This window comes from Streptomyces sp. NPDC001714 (assembly GCF_042892755.1).
GTDB lineage: Bacteria > Actinomycetota > Actinomycetes > Streptomycetales > Streptomycetaceae > Streptomyces.
The window spans coordinates 452,312-466,659 of record NZ_JBIAUL010000006.1; the positions used below are offsets into that span (position 1 = coordinate 452,312).

Genomic DNA, 14,348 nt, shown 5'->3' on the forward strand with positions numbered 1-14,348 from the left:
GGCCCCTCCGGCCCGTTTCGCTCCCTCGTCGATCACGTCCAGCACGTTCAGCACGTCACGGACGTCACGGACGTCACGGACGTCACGGACGTCACGGATGTCACGGATGTCACGGAAAGGAACGGCCAGTGCGCTTCAGCACCGGACGTCACCGCAGGACGCGTACCCTCTCGATCGCCGCGGCGGTGGCCGTCGCCGCGGGGGCGGGGGGTGTCTACCTCGGCCTGTCGAACGGCGGTGCCCAGGCCGCCACCAGCTCGGTCACCGTCTCCACCACCGCCCAGCTGGAGTCGGCCGTGGCCAACGCCGTCGCCGGTACCGTCATCGAGGTGCGCGCGGGCACCTACTACCGGACCGCCACCCTCAAGTCGACGGTCAGCGGCACCGGTTCCCAGCGCATCACGCTCAAGGCGTACAACGGCGAGAAGGTCAGGATCGACGGCGAGACCGGCAAGGCCCGGCTGGCACGCAACCTCGCGGTGGGCGACAAGGGCGGGGCGGACAAGCTGGGGTCCCGGGCCGTGTCCGCCGCGAACACCTGGGACAGCGGCGTGAGCACGCCCGCGTTCAGGTCGACCGACGCGACGACCGCGTACGGGGCGCGTGGCTCCGACGGCTCCCTGCCGGCGACCACCTTCCTGACCACGGGGTCCACCACCGTCGGCGCGACCATGAACTGACCCCGCGGGTTTCGTCGTGGCCGGTCGCGCAGTTCCTCCCCCAGCCTTCGGCCGGGGGTCCCCCCGCGCCCCTGTGGGCGCGGGGAGGCACTGTTCTCCTATGAGTCGCCGCCGGCTGTCGTGTGGGTGGTGAAGTCGCCCGTCACCGCGTACTGCCTGCCCGCCGCCGTGCCGGTGATCGTGTAGCTGTCGTTCTTCGCGTCGCGGCCGCCCTGCTCGTGGTTGTACTGGCCCGCGAACACCCACTCGCCGACCGCGACCTCGCTGCCCGGCTTGAGCGTCCACGTGTAGACCAGGAAGCCGTCCTGCTCGGTCACCGTCTGCGTGAAGTCGGTCTCCGGCAGCGAGCGCCAGGCCCCGGTGTCGGCCACCCCGCCGGTCTGGGCCACCTTCAACCGGACGGTGAGCGCCGTCAGCTGCCGGGAGGTCTTCAGGGTCACGTCGGACTGCGCCCAGAAGTCGTTGCTGTGCGGGTCCACCAAGCCGTCGGACCAGAGCGGGCCGTCCTCCTCGCCCTTGGCGACGGGTGCCGCCGGGGTGGCGGAGGTCTTCGGGGTCGGCGTGGGCGTCGCACTCGCCTTGGCGGACGAGCCCTTCGAAGGCACCCTCGGGGCCGGCGGGGCTGCCGTGCGGGACGGCGGCCTGCTGGTGGCGTCCGGGGACGCGGAGGGCGTCGGGGAGACCGAGACGGTCCTCTCGGTGGGCGTGTCCTTCACGGCCGAGGCGACCGCGTAGCCGCCGATGCCGAGGACCGCGGCGACCGCGGCCGTGGCGCTGACCACCCGGACCCAGCCGAACACGGGCGGAAGGGTGGCCCGATGACTCGGGCGGCCCTGTGCGGCCATGCCCCGCTCGACCCGGGCCAGGATGCGGGCACGGTCGGGTTCGTGCGCCTCGGCCGCCTCGTGCAGCCGGGCGCGCAGCTCGTCGTGCACGTCCTGCTGCCTCATCGGTTCCTTCCTCCGCTCTCACCGGTCCGCGGCGCCATCGCCGCGTGCACCCGCTGCGGAACACCCTGGGAGTTCCCGAGCAGCCGCTGCAGCTCCGCCATGCCCTTCGAGGTCTGGCTCTTAACCGTACCCACCGAGATCCCCAGGGCGAGCGCGGTGTCCTTCTCCGACAGGTCGAACGCGTGCCGGAGCACCACACACGCCCGCTTGCGGAACGGCAGGCGGGCCAGCGCCCCCTGCACGTCGACCACTCCGGCGACGTCCGGGTGCTCGGTGGTCTCCTCGCGGTGCGACCGGAACAGGGCGATCCGGCGCCGCTCGCGCACGGCGCTGCGGATGCGGGTGCGGGCCAGGTTGGCGACGACACCCCGGGCATAGGCCACCGGGTGGTCGGCGGCCCGTACCCGGTCCCAGCGGTGCCACAGCGCCAGCAGGGCGTCCGCGGCCAGGTCGTCGGCGGCGTCCGCCTCACCGGTCAGCAGATGGGCGAGACGCGAGAGTTCGGCGTAGTGGCGTTCGAAGAAGGCGTGGAACTCCACGGAGGCGGCGTCGTCGACGACTGTGCCCACGGGTGACCTCTTCTGTCAGGGATTCTGTGTCATGCAAGTGACATGCGAGGACATGCGATGACATCGCGGATGTCCGAAGGAACGTTCCGGCGAGATCGGGAGCGTAGCAGTGATCATTTCGTGTGTGCGGTGCGGGGGTTCGGTGCGCCCCGTGCGAGGAGCCGGACGCGGTGTGGTCCACCGAACCACACCGAGGGTGATTCCGTAACACGGGAAAAACCTGAAACCGGTGCGACGCGGGAACAATCCAGCCAGCATCCGCACACGCACGCTCAGGGGACGAGGAGTTCGACCATGTCCGAGACGCAGAAGGCGGCCCGGCCGCAGGGGGCCGCGCCACCTGCCGGGAACGGCGTCGACCGGTTCTTCAGGATCTCCGAACGGGGCTCCACCTTCGGCCGGGAGATACGCGGCGGCTTCGCCACGTTCTTCACCATGGCCTACATCCTTGTCCTGAACCCCATCATCCTCGGCAGCGCCAAGGACAAGTTCGGCCACACCCTCGACACCGGCCAGCTCGTCACCGCCACCGCGCTGGTGGCCTGTGTGATGACGATCATCATGGGCGTCGGCGGCAACCTGCCGCTCGCCATCGCGGCCGGCCTCGGCCTCAACGCCGTCGTGGCCTTCCAGCTGGCGCCGCTGATGAGCTGGTCCGACGCGATGGGCCTGGTCGTCCTGGAAGGCCTGCTGATCTGTGTGCTCGTCCTGACCGGTCTGCGCGAGGCGATCATGAACGCCATCCCGCAGCAGCTGAAGCAGGCGATCGGCGTCGGAATCGGCCTTTTCATCGCGTTCATCGGCTTCGTCGACGCAGGCTTCGTCAGCCGGATCCCGGACGCCGCGGACACCACCGTGCCGGTACAGCTGGGTGCCGTCGGACGGCTCACCGGCTGGCCCGTGCTCGTCTTCTGTGTCGGCGTGCTCCTGACCATCGCGCTGGTCGCGCGGAAGGTGAAGGGCGCGATCCTGATCAGCATCGTCACGATGACCGTGGTGGCGATCGTCATCAACTCCGCGGCCGACATCAAGAGCTGGGGCCTGACCACGCCGAAGATCCCCGACAAGGTCGTGGGCACGCCCGACTTCGGGCTCATCGGTCACTTCAGCCTGTTCGGCGGATTCGGCAAGGCCGGTGTCCTCACGGCCGTACTGCTGGTCTTCACCCTGATCCTGTCCGACTTCTTCGACGCCATGGGCACGATCGTCGGCATCAGCGCGGAGGCCGGGCTGCTCGACGAGCAGGGACAGGTGCCGGGCATCGGGCGGGTGCTGTTCATCGACGGCGCGGCGGCGGTGGCCGGCGGCCTCGGCTCGGCCTCCTCCAACACGGCGTACATCGAGTCGGCGGCGGGGGTGGGGGAGGGGGCGCGCACCGGGTTCGCCAACCTGATCACCGGCGGACTGTTCGGTCTCGCCCTCTTCCTCACGCCCCTGCTGACCATCGTCCCGCTGCAGGCGGCGGCGCCCGCGCTGATCGCCGTGGGCTTCCTGATGATGACCCACGTCAAGCACATCGACTGGGACAGGTACGAGATCGCCATCCCGGCGTTCCTGACGATCGCCGCGATGCCGTTCACCTACTCCATCACCGACGGCATCGGGGCGGGGTTCCTGGCGTACGTCGTGATCAAGGCGGTGCTGGGGAAGGCGAAGGAGGTCAACTGGCTGTTGTGGGCCGTGTCGGCGCTGTTCCTCGTGTACTTCGCGATTGATCCGGTGGAGCAGGTGCTGGGTGTGAAGTAACGCGGGGGTGGAGCGCCCCGTAAGGGGCGCGGGGCGGTAGTCGATTCGCGGCTACCGCCGCGCGGGCGCGACCAGCCACGACGAAACCCGCGGCCGATCGCGCAGAGAACCCCCTAGTTCTTCAACGCCGCTTCCATCATGGCCTTGGCCACCGGCGCCGCCAGCCCGTTGCCGCTGACCTCCGACCGGGCCGCGTCCGACTGCTCGACCAGGACCGCCACCGCGACCTCCTTGCCGGTGCTGTCGGACTTGCCGAACGACGTGAACCAGGCGTACGGCGTCTTGCTGTTGTTCTCGCCGTGCTGGGCCGTGCCCGTCTTGCCGCCCACCGTCACGCCGTCGATGCGGGCGTTCGTGCCCGTGCCGTCCTCGACGACCGTCTGCATCGCGGACTGGAGCTGCTCCGCGGTCGAGGAGCTGACGATCTGCTTGCTGCCCGCCTCGTCGTCGTAGTCCTTCAGCACGTCGCCGCCGCTGTCGGTGATCTGCGAGACCATGTGCGGCGAGACCAGCTTGCCGCCGTTGGCTATGGCGGCCGACACCATGGCCATCTGGAGCGGGGTCGCCGTGACGTCGAACTGGCCGATGCCGGAGAGGCCGGTCTGGGCCTTGTCCATGTCCGAGGGGTAGACACTGGGGTAGGCGCGCACCGGCACGTCCTGCTTGCCGTCGTTGAAGCCGAACTTCTCGGCCATCGCCCTGACCTTGTCCTGGCCGAGATCGACGGCCATCTTGCCGAAGACGTTGTTGCAGGAGTAGCGCAGGGCCGTGCGGATCGAGGCGTCCTCGCAGGGCGCCGAGGTGCTCTCGTTCTTCAGCGGGGTCGTCGTGCCGGGCAGGGTGTACGGGTTGGGGCTGTCGGTCTTGACGTTGACGTTCGCGTAGAGGCCGTCCTCCAGGGCGGCCGCCGCGACCACCAGCTTGAACGTCGAGCCCGGCGGCAGCGGCTGGCGCAGCGCCCGGTTGGTGAGCGGCTTGTCGCTGTCGGCGTTCAGCTTCTTCCAGGCCGTACCGGCGGTGTTGGCGTCGGTGAGCGAGGAGGGGTCGTACGACGGGGTCGACACGACCGCCAGGATCTTGCCGGTCTTCGGGTCGATCGCGACCGCCGCGCCCTTCTTGTCACCGAGCGCGTTGTACGCGGCCTTCTGCACCGCGGGGTCGATCGTCGTGATCACGTTGCCCGGCTCGGCGCGCTCGCCGGTGACCGTGTCCATCACCGTCTTGAGCCGGCTGTCGGTGCCATTGAGCAGGTCCTGGTAGATGCCCTCCAGCTGGGTCGGGGCATAGCTCTGCGAGGCGTAGCCCGTCACCGCCGCGTACAGCTTGCCGTTCGTGTACGTGCGCTTGTACTTGAGATCGCTGTTGCTCAGGGTCTGGGTCGAGCCGGTGATCGCCTCACCGGCCACGATGATGTTCCCGAGCGGCTGCGAGTACGTCTCGATCGCATTGCGCCGGTTGTCCGTGTCGTCCGCGAGGGCCTGACCGTCGTAGAACTGCACCCATGTCGCCCTGACCAGCAGAGTGACCACGAGCAGCAGCGCGAAGACGGACGCCCGCCTGATCGTCTTGTTCATCCCGCTCAGACAGACGAGCGAAGGCGGGGTGTCCGTTCCCGTAGGGCTGGATTTCTCATCGTCCGCTCATACGGGGCGTACGGGCCCCGCCCCGGGTCAGAGCCGCCGCGTGGCCAGTGTCAGGCGGTCCCGCGCGTCGAACAGGGCGTCCTTGATCATCTGTTCGTGGGCGGGGGTGAGGCGGGCCACCGGCACCGAGCAGCTGATCGCGTCGCGGGCCGGGGTGCGGTAGGGGATCGCCACGCCGAAGCAGCGCAGCCCGAGCGTGTTCTCCTCGCGGTCGATCGCGAAGCCCTGCTCGCGGATCTGGTGGAGCTCCTCGATGAGCTTCTCGCGGTCGGTGAGGGTGTGCTCGGTCAGCGCCGGCAGGGTCTCCGGCAGCAGCTTGCGGACCTGTTCGTCGGTGTGGGTGGCGAGCAGCGCCTTGCCGAGCGAGGTGGAGTGCGCGGGCAGGCGGCGGCCGACCCGGGTGAAGGGGCGCAGGTAGTGCTGCGACTGGCGGGTGGCCAGGTAGACCACGTTCGTGCCGTCGAGGCGCGCCAGGTGGATGGTCTCCGTGGTGTCGTCGGAGAGCCGGTCCAGGGTCGGGCGGGCCGCCGCGACCACCTCGTCGCCGTCGATGTACGAGGTGCCGACCAGCAGGGCCCGGACCCCGATGCCGTACCGGGTGCCGGTCGCGTCCGTCTCCACCCAGCCCAGCTCCACCAGGGTACGCAGCAGCATGTAGAGGCTGGACTTGGGATACCCGACGGCCTCCTGGACGGCCGCGAGGGAGTGCATTCCGGGCCGGCCGGCGAAGTACTCGAGCAATTCCACGGTCCGTACCGCGGACTTGACCTGTGCCCCGCCGCCTGTCTCGCCTGCCGACATCGCCCTTGACCCCTTCGTTGGACGAGAAACCGAGGTTATAGTCTCCAACAGCATATTCATCATCAGAGACAGCGTTCAGTATATCGAACGTCCCTGGTGGATGACCCGGAAAAGACCCGGATATCGCGGCAGGACGCAACCATGGAGGGACCCGCGGTGGCAGCAGCACCAGTCTGGAGTGTCGACCCGCGCACCGGGAAGCAGCGTGAGCAGGTTGCGGTGGAGGCCACAGCCGAGGAGGTCGACGCCGTCGTCACGGCCGCGCACGCCGCCCGCGGTTCCCTCGCCGACCGCACGGTCCGCGCGGCCTTCCTGCGCTCGGCCGCCGCCGGACTCGACGCGGCCAAGGACCGGCTGGTCGAGGCCGCCGACGCGGAGACCGCGCTCGGCCCCGTCCGGCTGACCGGAGAGCTCGCCCGTACCGGCTACCAGCTGCGGGCCTTCGCGGACATCGTCGACGAGGGCGCCTTCCTCGACGTCATCATCAACCACCCCGACGCCACCGCCACTCCGCCCATTCCGGACCTGCGCCGCTACAAGGTGCCGCTGGGTGTGGTGGCCGTCTACTCGGCCTCCAACTTCCCCTTCGCCTTCTCCGTCGCCGGCGGCGACACCGCGAGCGCGCTGGCGGCCGGCAACCCGGTGGTCGTCAAGGCCCACCCCGACCACCCGGCCCTGTCCGAGCTGGTCGCCAAGGTGCTGCGCCGGGCCGCCGCCGCGAACGGCATCCCCGAGGCCGTGGTCGGTCTCGTGCACGGCTTCGAGGCCGGCATCGAGCTGATCAGGCATCCGCTGATCGCCGCCGCGGGCTTCACCGGGTCCGTCCGGGGCGGGCGCGCGCTCTTCGACGCGGCCGCCGCGCGGCCGGTGCCGATCCCCTTCCACGGCGAGCTGGGCTCGCTGAACCCGGTCCTCGTCACCGAGGCCGCGGCCACCGAGCGGGCCGAGGAGATCGGCACCGGGCTCGCCGGGTCGATGACGCTGGGCGTCGGGCAGTTCTGCGTGAAGCCCGGCCTGGTGCTGGTGCCGGCCGGCGCCGCCGGTGACGGCCTGCTCAAGTCCCTCACCGACGCGGTCAGCAACACCGACGCGGGCGTGCTGCTCGACCACCGGATGCGGGACAACTTCGTCGCCGGGGTCGCCGAGCGCGCCGAACTCCCCGACGTGGAGAGCCCGGTGACGCCCGGGGCGGGCGGCGAGCACACCGTGAGCGCCGGGTTCCTGACGGTGCCGGCGGCCAGGCTGGCCGAGGCCGGGGCGTACGACCTGCTCCTGGAGGAGTGCTTCGGGCCGGTGACCGTGGTGGTCCGCTACGAGGACCGGGGGGAGGCGACGGCGGTGCTGTCGCGGCTGCCGGGGAACCTCACGGCGACGGTGCATGTCTCTGCCGAGGAGGCCGCGGGGGAGGGGCTCGGGGCGGAGATCCTGGCGGAGCTGACGCCGCTGGCCGGTCGCGTGCTGGTCAATGGGTGGCCGACGGGGGTCGCGGTGGCCCCGGCCCAGCATCATGGCGGGCCCTACCCGGCCACCACGTCCACGTCGACTTCCGTGGGCGGTACGGCCATTGAGCGGTGGCTGCGGCCGGTGGCCTATCAGGGGGCCCCGGAGGCTCTGCTGCCGGCCGAGTTGAAGGATGACAATCCGCTGGGGCTTCCTCGGCGGTTCAACGGGGTTCTGGAGCGTTAGCGCCGTGGGGGTGCGGGGTGCGGGGTGCGTCGGCGGCTGCGGGTTGTCCGTGGTTGCTCGCGCAGTTCCTCCCCCAGCCTTCGGCCGGGGGTACCCCCAACGCCCCTTGAGGTCGGCTGGGCCTGCCCTGGCTTCCAGGCTCGGCTCCGCGCCCCTTCAGGTTGGCTGCCCCTGAGCGAGTTCAATGGTTCTGCTGACAGAATCTGACCATGGACGTCGAACTTCCCGAACTTCCTTTTCCTCTCCGTACCTACGGGCCCGACGGGCACTGGTTCTATGAAGACGGGGTGCTCACCGGGTGGGCCGGGGCCCGGCAGGACCGGTTTGTGTCGCCCACTGGGGAGGCGCTGGATCCCGCCTCGGACGCGCCCCGGCTGCTGGGGGCGCCCGAAGGGGACTTCCAGCTGATCGCCCGGGTCACCGTCGGGTTCGGTGCCGCCTTCGACGCCGGTGTGCTGTACGTCCATGTCGGCGACCGGGCCTGGGCCAAGCTCTGCCTGGAGAACTCCCCGGACGTGCCCACCGTCTGCACCGTGGTCACCCGGGGACACTCCGACGACGCCAACTCCTTCACCGTGGAGGGCAGTTCGGTCTGGCTGCGGATCAGCCGGACCGGGCGGGCGCTCGCCTTCCACGCCTCCCGTGACGGCAAGAAGTGGGTCTTCGTCCGGCTGTTCACCCTGGGCGGCGAGAAGGAGACGGAAGGCGCACTGGTCGGCTTCATGACCCAGTCGCCGATGGGGGAGGGCTGTGTGGTGACGTACGACCACATCGAGTTCAGGCCCGACTGGCCGGCCGACCTGCGCGACGGAAGCTGAGGGCGAAGGTCGCTGCGAACAGGGCCGCGGCCAGTACCGGACTCGCCCGCATCCCGGCCGCGAAGCCGCCGCCGACCAGGGCGCCGAACACCGCGATCCCGAGTCCGCCGGCCACCTGCCGGGCCGCGTTGAGCACCCCGGCCGCCAGCCCCGCCCGCTCGGCCGGCACGGCGTCCATCATCACCACGGTCAGCGGCGGCACGGTCAGCGCGCAGCCGACCGCCATCGGGACGAGCAGGACGGCCACCACGGCGGCGGGCGTGCCGGAGCCGACGGCGAGCAGGCCCAGCAGGCCGGCCGCGGCCAGGGCCTGGCCGATCAGCATCGGCAGCCGCGGCCCGTGGCGGGCGGCCATTTTCCCGGACAGCACGTTGGTCAGCCCGATCAGCCCGGACATCGGCAGGAACAGCAGCCCGGTGTACAGCGCCGAACGGCCCTGCACCTGCTGGAGGAAGAGCGAGAAGAGGAACACCACGCCGTAGAAGGCCACGCTGCACGCCACCCCGGCCGCCACGGACACCCGTACCGCCCGGTCCCGGAACAGCTCCGGTGGGACGACCGGATGTGCCTGCCGGCGCTCGACGCGGACGAACAGGACGGCGCCGGCCAGTGCCACGGCGAAGGCCGCGAGTCCCGTCGTGCCGCCCTCGATGACCGCGAAGGTGAGGGCGGTGAGGGTGACGACGGCGGTGAGCTGGCCGGGCAGGTCCAGCGGGGCCGGGCGGCGCTCCGAGCGCGGTGCGCGCACCAGCAGCAGGAGGGTGACCGCCCCGAGCGGCAGGTTGATGAAGAAGATCCCGCGCCAGTCCCAGGCCGCGGTCAGCGCGCCGCCCGCCACCGGGCCCGGCGCCAGCGCGACCGAGCCGCCGCCCCCCACAGCGCCACCGCCCGCGTGCGCCGGACGGGATCCGCGTACGCGTGCCGCACCAGGGAGAGGCAGGCGGGCAGGACGACGGCCGCCGCGGCGCCCTGCACCACGCGCGCGCCGATCAGCACCGGCAGGGTCGGCGCCAGGCCGCAGGCCGCCGAGGCGAGGTCCAGGGCGACGTCCTCTACGCCCAGGACGGCCCGTTCCTCACCTCCTCCGGCTACGCCGCCGGCATCGACCTGTGCCTGCACCTCATCCGCACCGACCACGGAGCCGCCGTCGCCAACGAGGTCGCCCGCCTCACCCTGGTCGCGCCGGTACGGCCGGGCGGGCAGACCCAGTTCACCCACACCCCGCTGCCGCCCGAGCGCGGCAGCGCCTGCGCCGACACCCGGGGCTGGGCCATGCGCAACCTCGACAAGCCGCTCACTCTCACCGACCTGGCCCGGCACGCCGGGGTCTCGGTGCCACCCTCACCCGCCGCTTCCACGCGGAGAGCGGGGTCAGCCCGCTGCAGCGGCTGCTGCACCAGCGCGTCGAACGGGCCAGGGAGCTGCTGGAGACCACCACGCCGCCCATGGACCGGGTGGCCGCCGCCTGCGGCCTCGGCACCGCCGACTCCCTCCGCACCCACCTGGTGCGCCGCACCGGACTGACCCCGAGCGCCTACCGCGCCCAGTTCAGCCGGCTCGGAACCGGCGCGGACGCGGTCTCGTCCTCCCTTGCATGATCAGTGACCACGCGAAGGGGATCCGGGTGATCCGGACGGCCGTGTCCGCCGAGGCGGAAGCCATCGCCGCACTGCACCACCGGGCCCGGTCGACGTACTACCCGGACGGCCTCCCGGACGACGGCGTCGACTGGACGGCGGCCTGGCGCGGCGCCGTCGAGCGGCCGGACGGCCAGGTGCTGTGCGTGGTGGAGGCGGGGGCGATCATCGGGGTCGCCTCCTTCCGCACCCCGGAGGGCGCCACCGCCGAAACGGTCAAGCTGTTCCAGTTCCACGTCGACCCCGCGCGCTGGCGGGCCGGTGTCGGCACCGCCCTGCACGCCGCCTGTCTGGAGCAGTGGCGGGCCGACGGCAGGCGGACCGCCGTGCTGGACGTGCACGTCGACAACCGGCGGGCCCAGGCCTTCTACGCCCGCCAGGGCTGGGTGCCGGACCCGGAGAACCCGCCGGCCGAGGGGGACCACCACCTGTACCTGCGGTACGCGGTGGGCGGGGAATGAAGCGGGCTGATTGAAGGTTCAGGTAGTTGAGAGAGTTCCTGTCACTACCTGGAGAGCCGACAACATGCGCGTCGAGATCTGGTCCGATATCGCTTGCCCCTGGTGCTATGTCGGAAAGGCTCGTTTCGAGAAGGCGCTGGCCGCCTTCCCGCACCGCGACGACGTCGAGGTGGTGCACCGCTCCTTCGAGCTGGACCCCGGCCGCGCCAAGGACGACGTCCAGCCGGTGCTCGCCATGCTCAGCAAGAAGTACGGCATGAGCGAGGCCCAGGCCCAGGCGGGCGAGGAGAACCTGGGCGCGCAGGCCGCCGCCGAGGGTCTCGAGTACCGGACCCGGGGGCGCGACCACGGCAACACCTTCGACATGCACCGGCTGCTGCACTTCGCCAAGGAGCAGGGCCGCCAGGACGAGCTGATCCAGATCCTGTACCGGGCCAACTTCGCCGAGGAGCGGTCCGTCTTCAGCGAGGGCGAGGACCGGCTCGTGGAGCTGGCCGTGGAGGCTGGGCTGGACGCGGCGGCCGTGCGCGAGGTGCTCGCCGACCCGTCCCGCTACGCCGACGAGGTCCGGGCGGACGAGCGCGAGGCCGCCGAGCTCGGTGCGAACGGGGTGCCGTTCTTCGTCCTCGACCGGAAGTACGGGGTCTCGGGGGCCCAGCCCGCCGAGGTGTTCACGCAGGCGCTCAGCCAGGCCTGGGGTGCGCGTTCCCCGCTGAAGCTGATCGACGAGGGCGGCGCGGAGGCCTGTGGGCCGGACGGGTGCGCGGTGCCGCAGCACTGAGAAGGCCCAGGTCAGGGGCGTCATATAAGGGTCGCTTAGCGGTTCCGTGTAAAAATCCGCAATGGACGGGGGGTTCCCCGGGCCGCAGAGTGGACGCATGGAGACCACGGAGACGTTCGAGAGCCTCGTCCGCGCCGAGTTCGCCCCGAAGACCACCTACCTCAACACCGCGAGCAACAGCCTGCTGCCCGCCCGCACCGTGGCCGCCCTGCACCGGGCGGCGCTGCTGCGGGCCGAGGGCCGGCCGCTGACCTCGCTCTACGAGGACGTGGAGGCGTGCCGGGCCGCCTACGCCCGGCTCGCCGGCGTCCCGGCCACCCGGGTCGCGGCGGGCGCCTCGGTCGCCGCGCACTCCGGGGTGATCGCCGCCGCGCTGCCGGCCGGCGCCGAAGTCCTCACCGCGGAGGACGACTTCACCTCCGTACTGAACCCGTTCCACGTCCGCGGTGACCTGAAGGTCCGCGCGGTGCCGCTGGAGCGCATCGCCGAGTCCGTCCGTCCGGACACCGCCCTCGTGGCGGTCAGCGCGGTCCAGTCGGCGGACGGCCGGCTCGCCGACCTGCCCGCGCTGCGCGAGGCCGCCCGCGCCCACGGGGCCCATACCTACGTCGACTTCTCCCAGGCCGCCGGCTGGCTGCCGGTGGACGCCGACGCGTACGACTTCACCGCGTCCGTCTCCTTCAAGTGGCTGCTCGGCCCACACGGCGTGGCCTTCCTAGTGCTCCCCGAGGACTTCGGCGGGCTGACCCCGCTGCTCGCGGGCTGGGTCGCGGGCGAGGAGCCGTGGGACAGCTGCTACGGCCCGGTCGCCGAACTCGCCCACTCCGCCCGGCGGTTCGACCTCACCCACGCCCTGTTCACGTTCGCCGGCCTGCGCCGCTCGCTCGACCTGATCGAGGAGCTCGGCGCGACCGCCGTGCACGCCCACGACGTGGGCCTCGCCGACCGGTTCCGCACCGGGCTCGCGGACCTCGGACACGAGCCGGTGCCCGCCCCCGGCTCGGCGATCGTCTCGGTCCCCGGGCTCGGCGGCCGGCAGCAGGAGCTGAGCCGGGCCGGTATCGAGGTCTCCAACCGTGCGGGCAACCTGCGCGCGGCCTTCCACCTCTTCAACACGCCCGCCGACGTCGACCGCCTGCTCGACGCCCTCGCGGGCTGACCCGGCGGGTCCCGGCTGTTCCGGCCGGTCACCCGGTGCCGTGACAGCGCGGTCCAGGGGCCGCCACGACGGACGTGGCGGCCCCTGGACGGAAGGTGAGGCGCTTCGGCGGCGGCGGGACTCAGCGGATCGGCGTGAAGTCCCTCGCCCCGATGAACTCCGGCCTGCGCACCGGTGCCGCGAACGGCTCCACCGCCGTGTTCTCCACGCTGTTGAACACGATGAACACGTTGCTGCGCGGGAACGGCGTGATGTTGTCGCCGGAGCCGTGCATGCAGTTGCAGTCGAACCAGGTCGCCGACCCGGCCCTGCCGGTGAACAGCCTGATGCCGTGCCGCGAGGCCAGTTCCGTCAGGGCCTCGTCGGAGGGCGTGCCCGCGTCCTGCATCTGCAGCGACTTCTTGTAGTTGTCCTCGGGCGTGGCGCCGGCGCAGCCCAGGAACGTCCGGTGCGAGCCCGGCATGATCATCAGGCCGCCGTTGGTGTCGTGGTTCTCGGTCAGGGCGATCGAGACGGACACCGTGCGCATGTTCGGCAGGCCGTCCTCGGCGTGCCAGGTCTCGAAGTCCGAGTGCCAGTAGAAGCCGCTGGCGCCGAACCCGGGCTTGACGTTGATCCGGGACTGGTGGACGTACACGTCCGAGCCGAGGATCTGCCGGGCCCGGCCGACGACCCGCTCGTCGTGCACCAGGTTCGCGAACACCTCGCTGATCCGGTGCACCTCGAAGACGGACCGGATCTCCTTGGACTTCGGCTCCACGATGGAGCGTTCGTCGGCCCGTATCGCCGGGTCGGTGATCAGCCGCTCCAGCTCGCGCTGGTACACGGCGACCTCGTCGTCCCCGATGAGCTGGTCGACGGTGAGGAAGCCGTCGCGCTCGAACGCCTCCAGCCGGTCCGTGGGGATCGGCCCGGGCGCGCCGGGCGCCGACCAGACGACCGGGTCCTTGCGGGGGACGGTGACCTCGACGGGGCCGCGGCTCGGGTAGAGGTCGGTGATGGTGGTCATGATCAGCCCTCCTCCGTCAGCAGGGGATAGACGCCGTTCTCGTCGTGGTCCTCCCGGCCGGTGACCGGCGGGTTGAACACGCAGACGCAGCGGAAGTCCTCCTTGACGCGCAGCGAGTGCCGCTCGTGGCCGTCGAGGAGGTACATGGTCCCGGGAGTGATCGTGTACGACGTCCCGGTCTCGTGGTCGGTCAGCTCGGCCTCGCCCTCGACGCAGACGACGGCCTCGATGTGGTTGGCGTACCACATCGACGTCTCCGTGCCCGCGTACAGGATCGTCTCGTGCAGCGAGAAGCCGACCCGCTCCCTGGCGAGGACGATGCGTTTGCTCTCCCAGGTCCCGGACGCGGACTTCACATGCCGGTCGGTACCTTCGATCTCCTTGAACGAACGGACGATCACGGTGGTG

The 14,348-nt window shown here is 71.2% G+C and carries 13 protein-coding genes and 2 pseudogenes; 8 read left to right on the top strand and 7 right to left on the bottom strand.

Features of this window, described 5'->3' with window-relative positions; translation table 11 throughout:
* Window positions 1-128 precede the first annotated feature (128 nt).
* A complete protein-coding gene (locus tag ACFY0P_RS18865; RefSeq protein ID WP_388913818.1) occupies window positions 129-680 on the top strand; it encodes a hypothetical protein in 552 nt (183 codons plus the stop codon).
* Window positions 681-778: 98 nt separating this feature from the next.
* On the opposite strand, the gene ACFY0P_RS18870 is transcribed toward ACFY0P_RS18865, so the two are convergent.
* The gene (locus ACFY0P_RS18870) at window positions 779-1,630 is read right to left on the bottom strand and encodes a hypothetical protein (RefSeq protein ID WP_388913821.1); all 852 of its coding nucleotides are present in this window, start codon (window positions 1,628-1,630) and stop codon (window positions 779-781) included.
* Window positions 1,627-2,199 carry a SigE family RNA polymerase sigma factor gene (locus ACFY0P_RS18875; protein WP_388913824.1) on the bottom strand — a complete coding sequence of 191 codons (573 nt, stop codon included), beginning with the start codon at window positions 2,197-2,199 and terminating at the stop codon, window positions 1,627-1,629. The genes ACFY0P_RS18870 and ACFY0P_RS18875 overlap by 4 nt, the downstream gene beginning before the upstream one ends.
* 294 nt (window positions 2,200-2,493) lie before the next feature.
* On the opposite strand from ACFY0P_RS18875, the gene ACFY0P_RS18880 reads away from it, so the two are divergent.
* Window positions 2,494-3,945 carry an NCS2 family permease gene (locus tag ACFY0P_RS18880; RefSeq protein ID WP_388913827.1) on the top strand — a complete coding sequence of 484 codons (1,452 nt, stop codon included), beginning with the start codon at window positions 2,494-2,496 and terminating at the stop codon, window positions 3,943-3,945.
* A 113-nt stretch (window positions 3,946-4,058) separates the two neighbouring features.
* Here ACFY0P_RS18880 and ACFY0P_RS18885 read toward each other — a convergent pair whose 3' ends face one another.
* Together ACFY0P_RS18885 and ACFY0P_RS18890 are read right to left on the bottom strand one after the other, a co-directional pair.
* Complete coding sequence (locus tag ACFY0P_RS18885) at window positions 4,059-5,519, bottom strand: peptidoglycan D,D-transpeptidase FtsI family protein (RefSeq protein ID WP_388913831.1); 1,461 nt, start codon at window positions 5,517-5,519, stop codon at window positions 4,059-4,061.
* A 96-nt stretch (window positions 5,520-5,615) separates the two neighbouring features.
* A complete protein-coding gene (locus tag ACFY0P_RS18890; RefSeq protein ID WP_351694752.1) occupies window positions 5,616-6,389 on the bottom strand; it encodes an IclR family transcriptional regulator in 774 nt (257 codons plus the stop codon).
* Window positions 6,390-6,545: 156 nt separating this feature from the next.
* Here ACFY0P_RS18890 and ACFY0P_RS18895 point away from each other — a divergent pair, with 156 nt between their 5' ends.
* Together ACFY0P_RS18895 and ACFY0P_RS18900 are read left to right on the top strand one after the other, a co-directional pair.
* Window positions 6,546-8,075 carry an aldehyde dehydrogenase (NADP(+)) gene (locus ACFY0P_RS18895; RefSeq protein WP_388913834.1) on the top strand — a complete coding sequence of 510 codons (1,530 nt, stop codon included), beginning with the start codon at window positions 6,546-6,548 and terminating at the stop codon, window positions 8,073-8,075.
* A 209-nt stretch (window positions 8,076-8,284) separates the two neighbouring features.
* Window positions 8,285-8,893 (top strand): DUF1349 domain-containing protein, encoded by a 609-nt coding sequence (locus ACFY0P_RS18900; protein WP_388913837.1) that lies wholly within the window; start codon window positions 8,285-8,287, stop codon window positions 8,891-8,893.
* On the opposite strand, the pseudogene ACFY0P_RS18905 reads toward ACFY0P_RS18900, so the two are convergent.
* Window positions 8,853-9,928 (bottom strand): annotated as a pseudogene (locus ACFY0P_RS18905) (MFS transporter); the annotation flags it as partial. The gene ACFY0P_RS18900 and the pseudogene ACFY0P_RS18905 overlap by 41 nt on opposite strands.
* On the opposite strand from ACFY0P_RS18905, the pseudogene ACFY0P_RS18910 reads away from it, so the two are divergent.
* The 4 genes and pseudogenes from ACFY0P_RS18910 to ACFY0P_RS18925 form a co-directional block, all read left to right on the top strand.
* A pseudogene (locus ACFY0P_RS18910) lies at window positions 9,929-10,491 on the top strand (GlxA family transcriptional regulator); the annotation flags it as partial.
* Entirely contained in the window at window positions 10,488-10,991 is a 504-nt protein-coding gene (locus tag ACFY0P_RS18915) for a GNAT family N-acetyltransferase (RefSeq protein WP_388913839.1), read from the top strand. The pseudogene ACFY0P_RS18910 and the gene ACFY0P_RS18915, both read left to right, overlap by 4 nt.
* A gap of 64 nt (window positions 10,992-11,055) precedes the next feature.
* Window positions 11,056-11,772: a DsbA family oxidoreductase gene (locus ACFY0P_RS18920; protein ID WP_388913842.1), complete on the top strand. Its 717-nt coding sequence runs from the start codon at window positions 11,056-11,058 to the stop codon at window positions 11,770-11,772.
* A 97-nt stretch (window positions 11,773-11,869) separates the two neighbouring features.
* A complete protein-coding gene (locus tag ACFY0P_RS18925; protein WP_388913844.1) occupies window positions 11,870-12,931 on the top strand; it encodes an aminotransferase class V-fold PLP-dependent enzyme in 1,062 nt (353 codons plus the stop codon).
* 121 nt (window positions 12,932-13,052) lie between these two features.
* Here ACFY0P_RS18925 and thpD read toward each other — a convergent pair whose 3' ends face one another.
* Together thpD and ACFY0P_RS18935 are read right to left on the bottom strand one after the other, a co-directional pair.
* Window positions 13,053-13,940 carry an ectoine hydroxylase gene (thpD, locus tag ACFY0P_RS18930; RefSeq protein ID WP_388913846.1) on the bottom strand — a complete coding sequence of 296 codons (888 nt, stop codon included), beginning with the start codon at window positions 13,938-13,940 and terminating at the stop codon, window positions 13,053-13,055.
* 2 nt (window positions 13,941-13,942) lie between these two features.
* Window positions 13,943-14,341, bottom strand: a complete 399-nt coding sequence (locus ACFY0P_RS18935) for an ectoine synthase (RefSeq protein ID WP_388913848.1) — start codon at window positions 14,339-14,341, stop codon at window positions 13,943-13,945.
* Window positions 14,342-14,348: the final 7 nt, after the last annotated feature.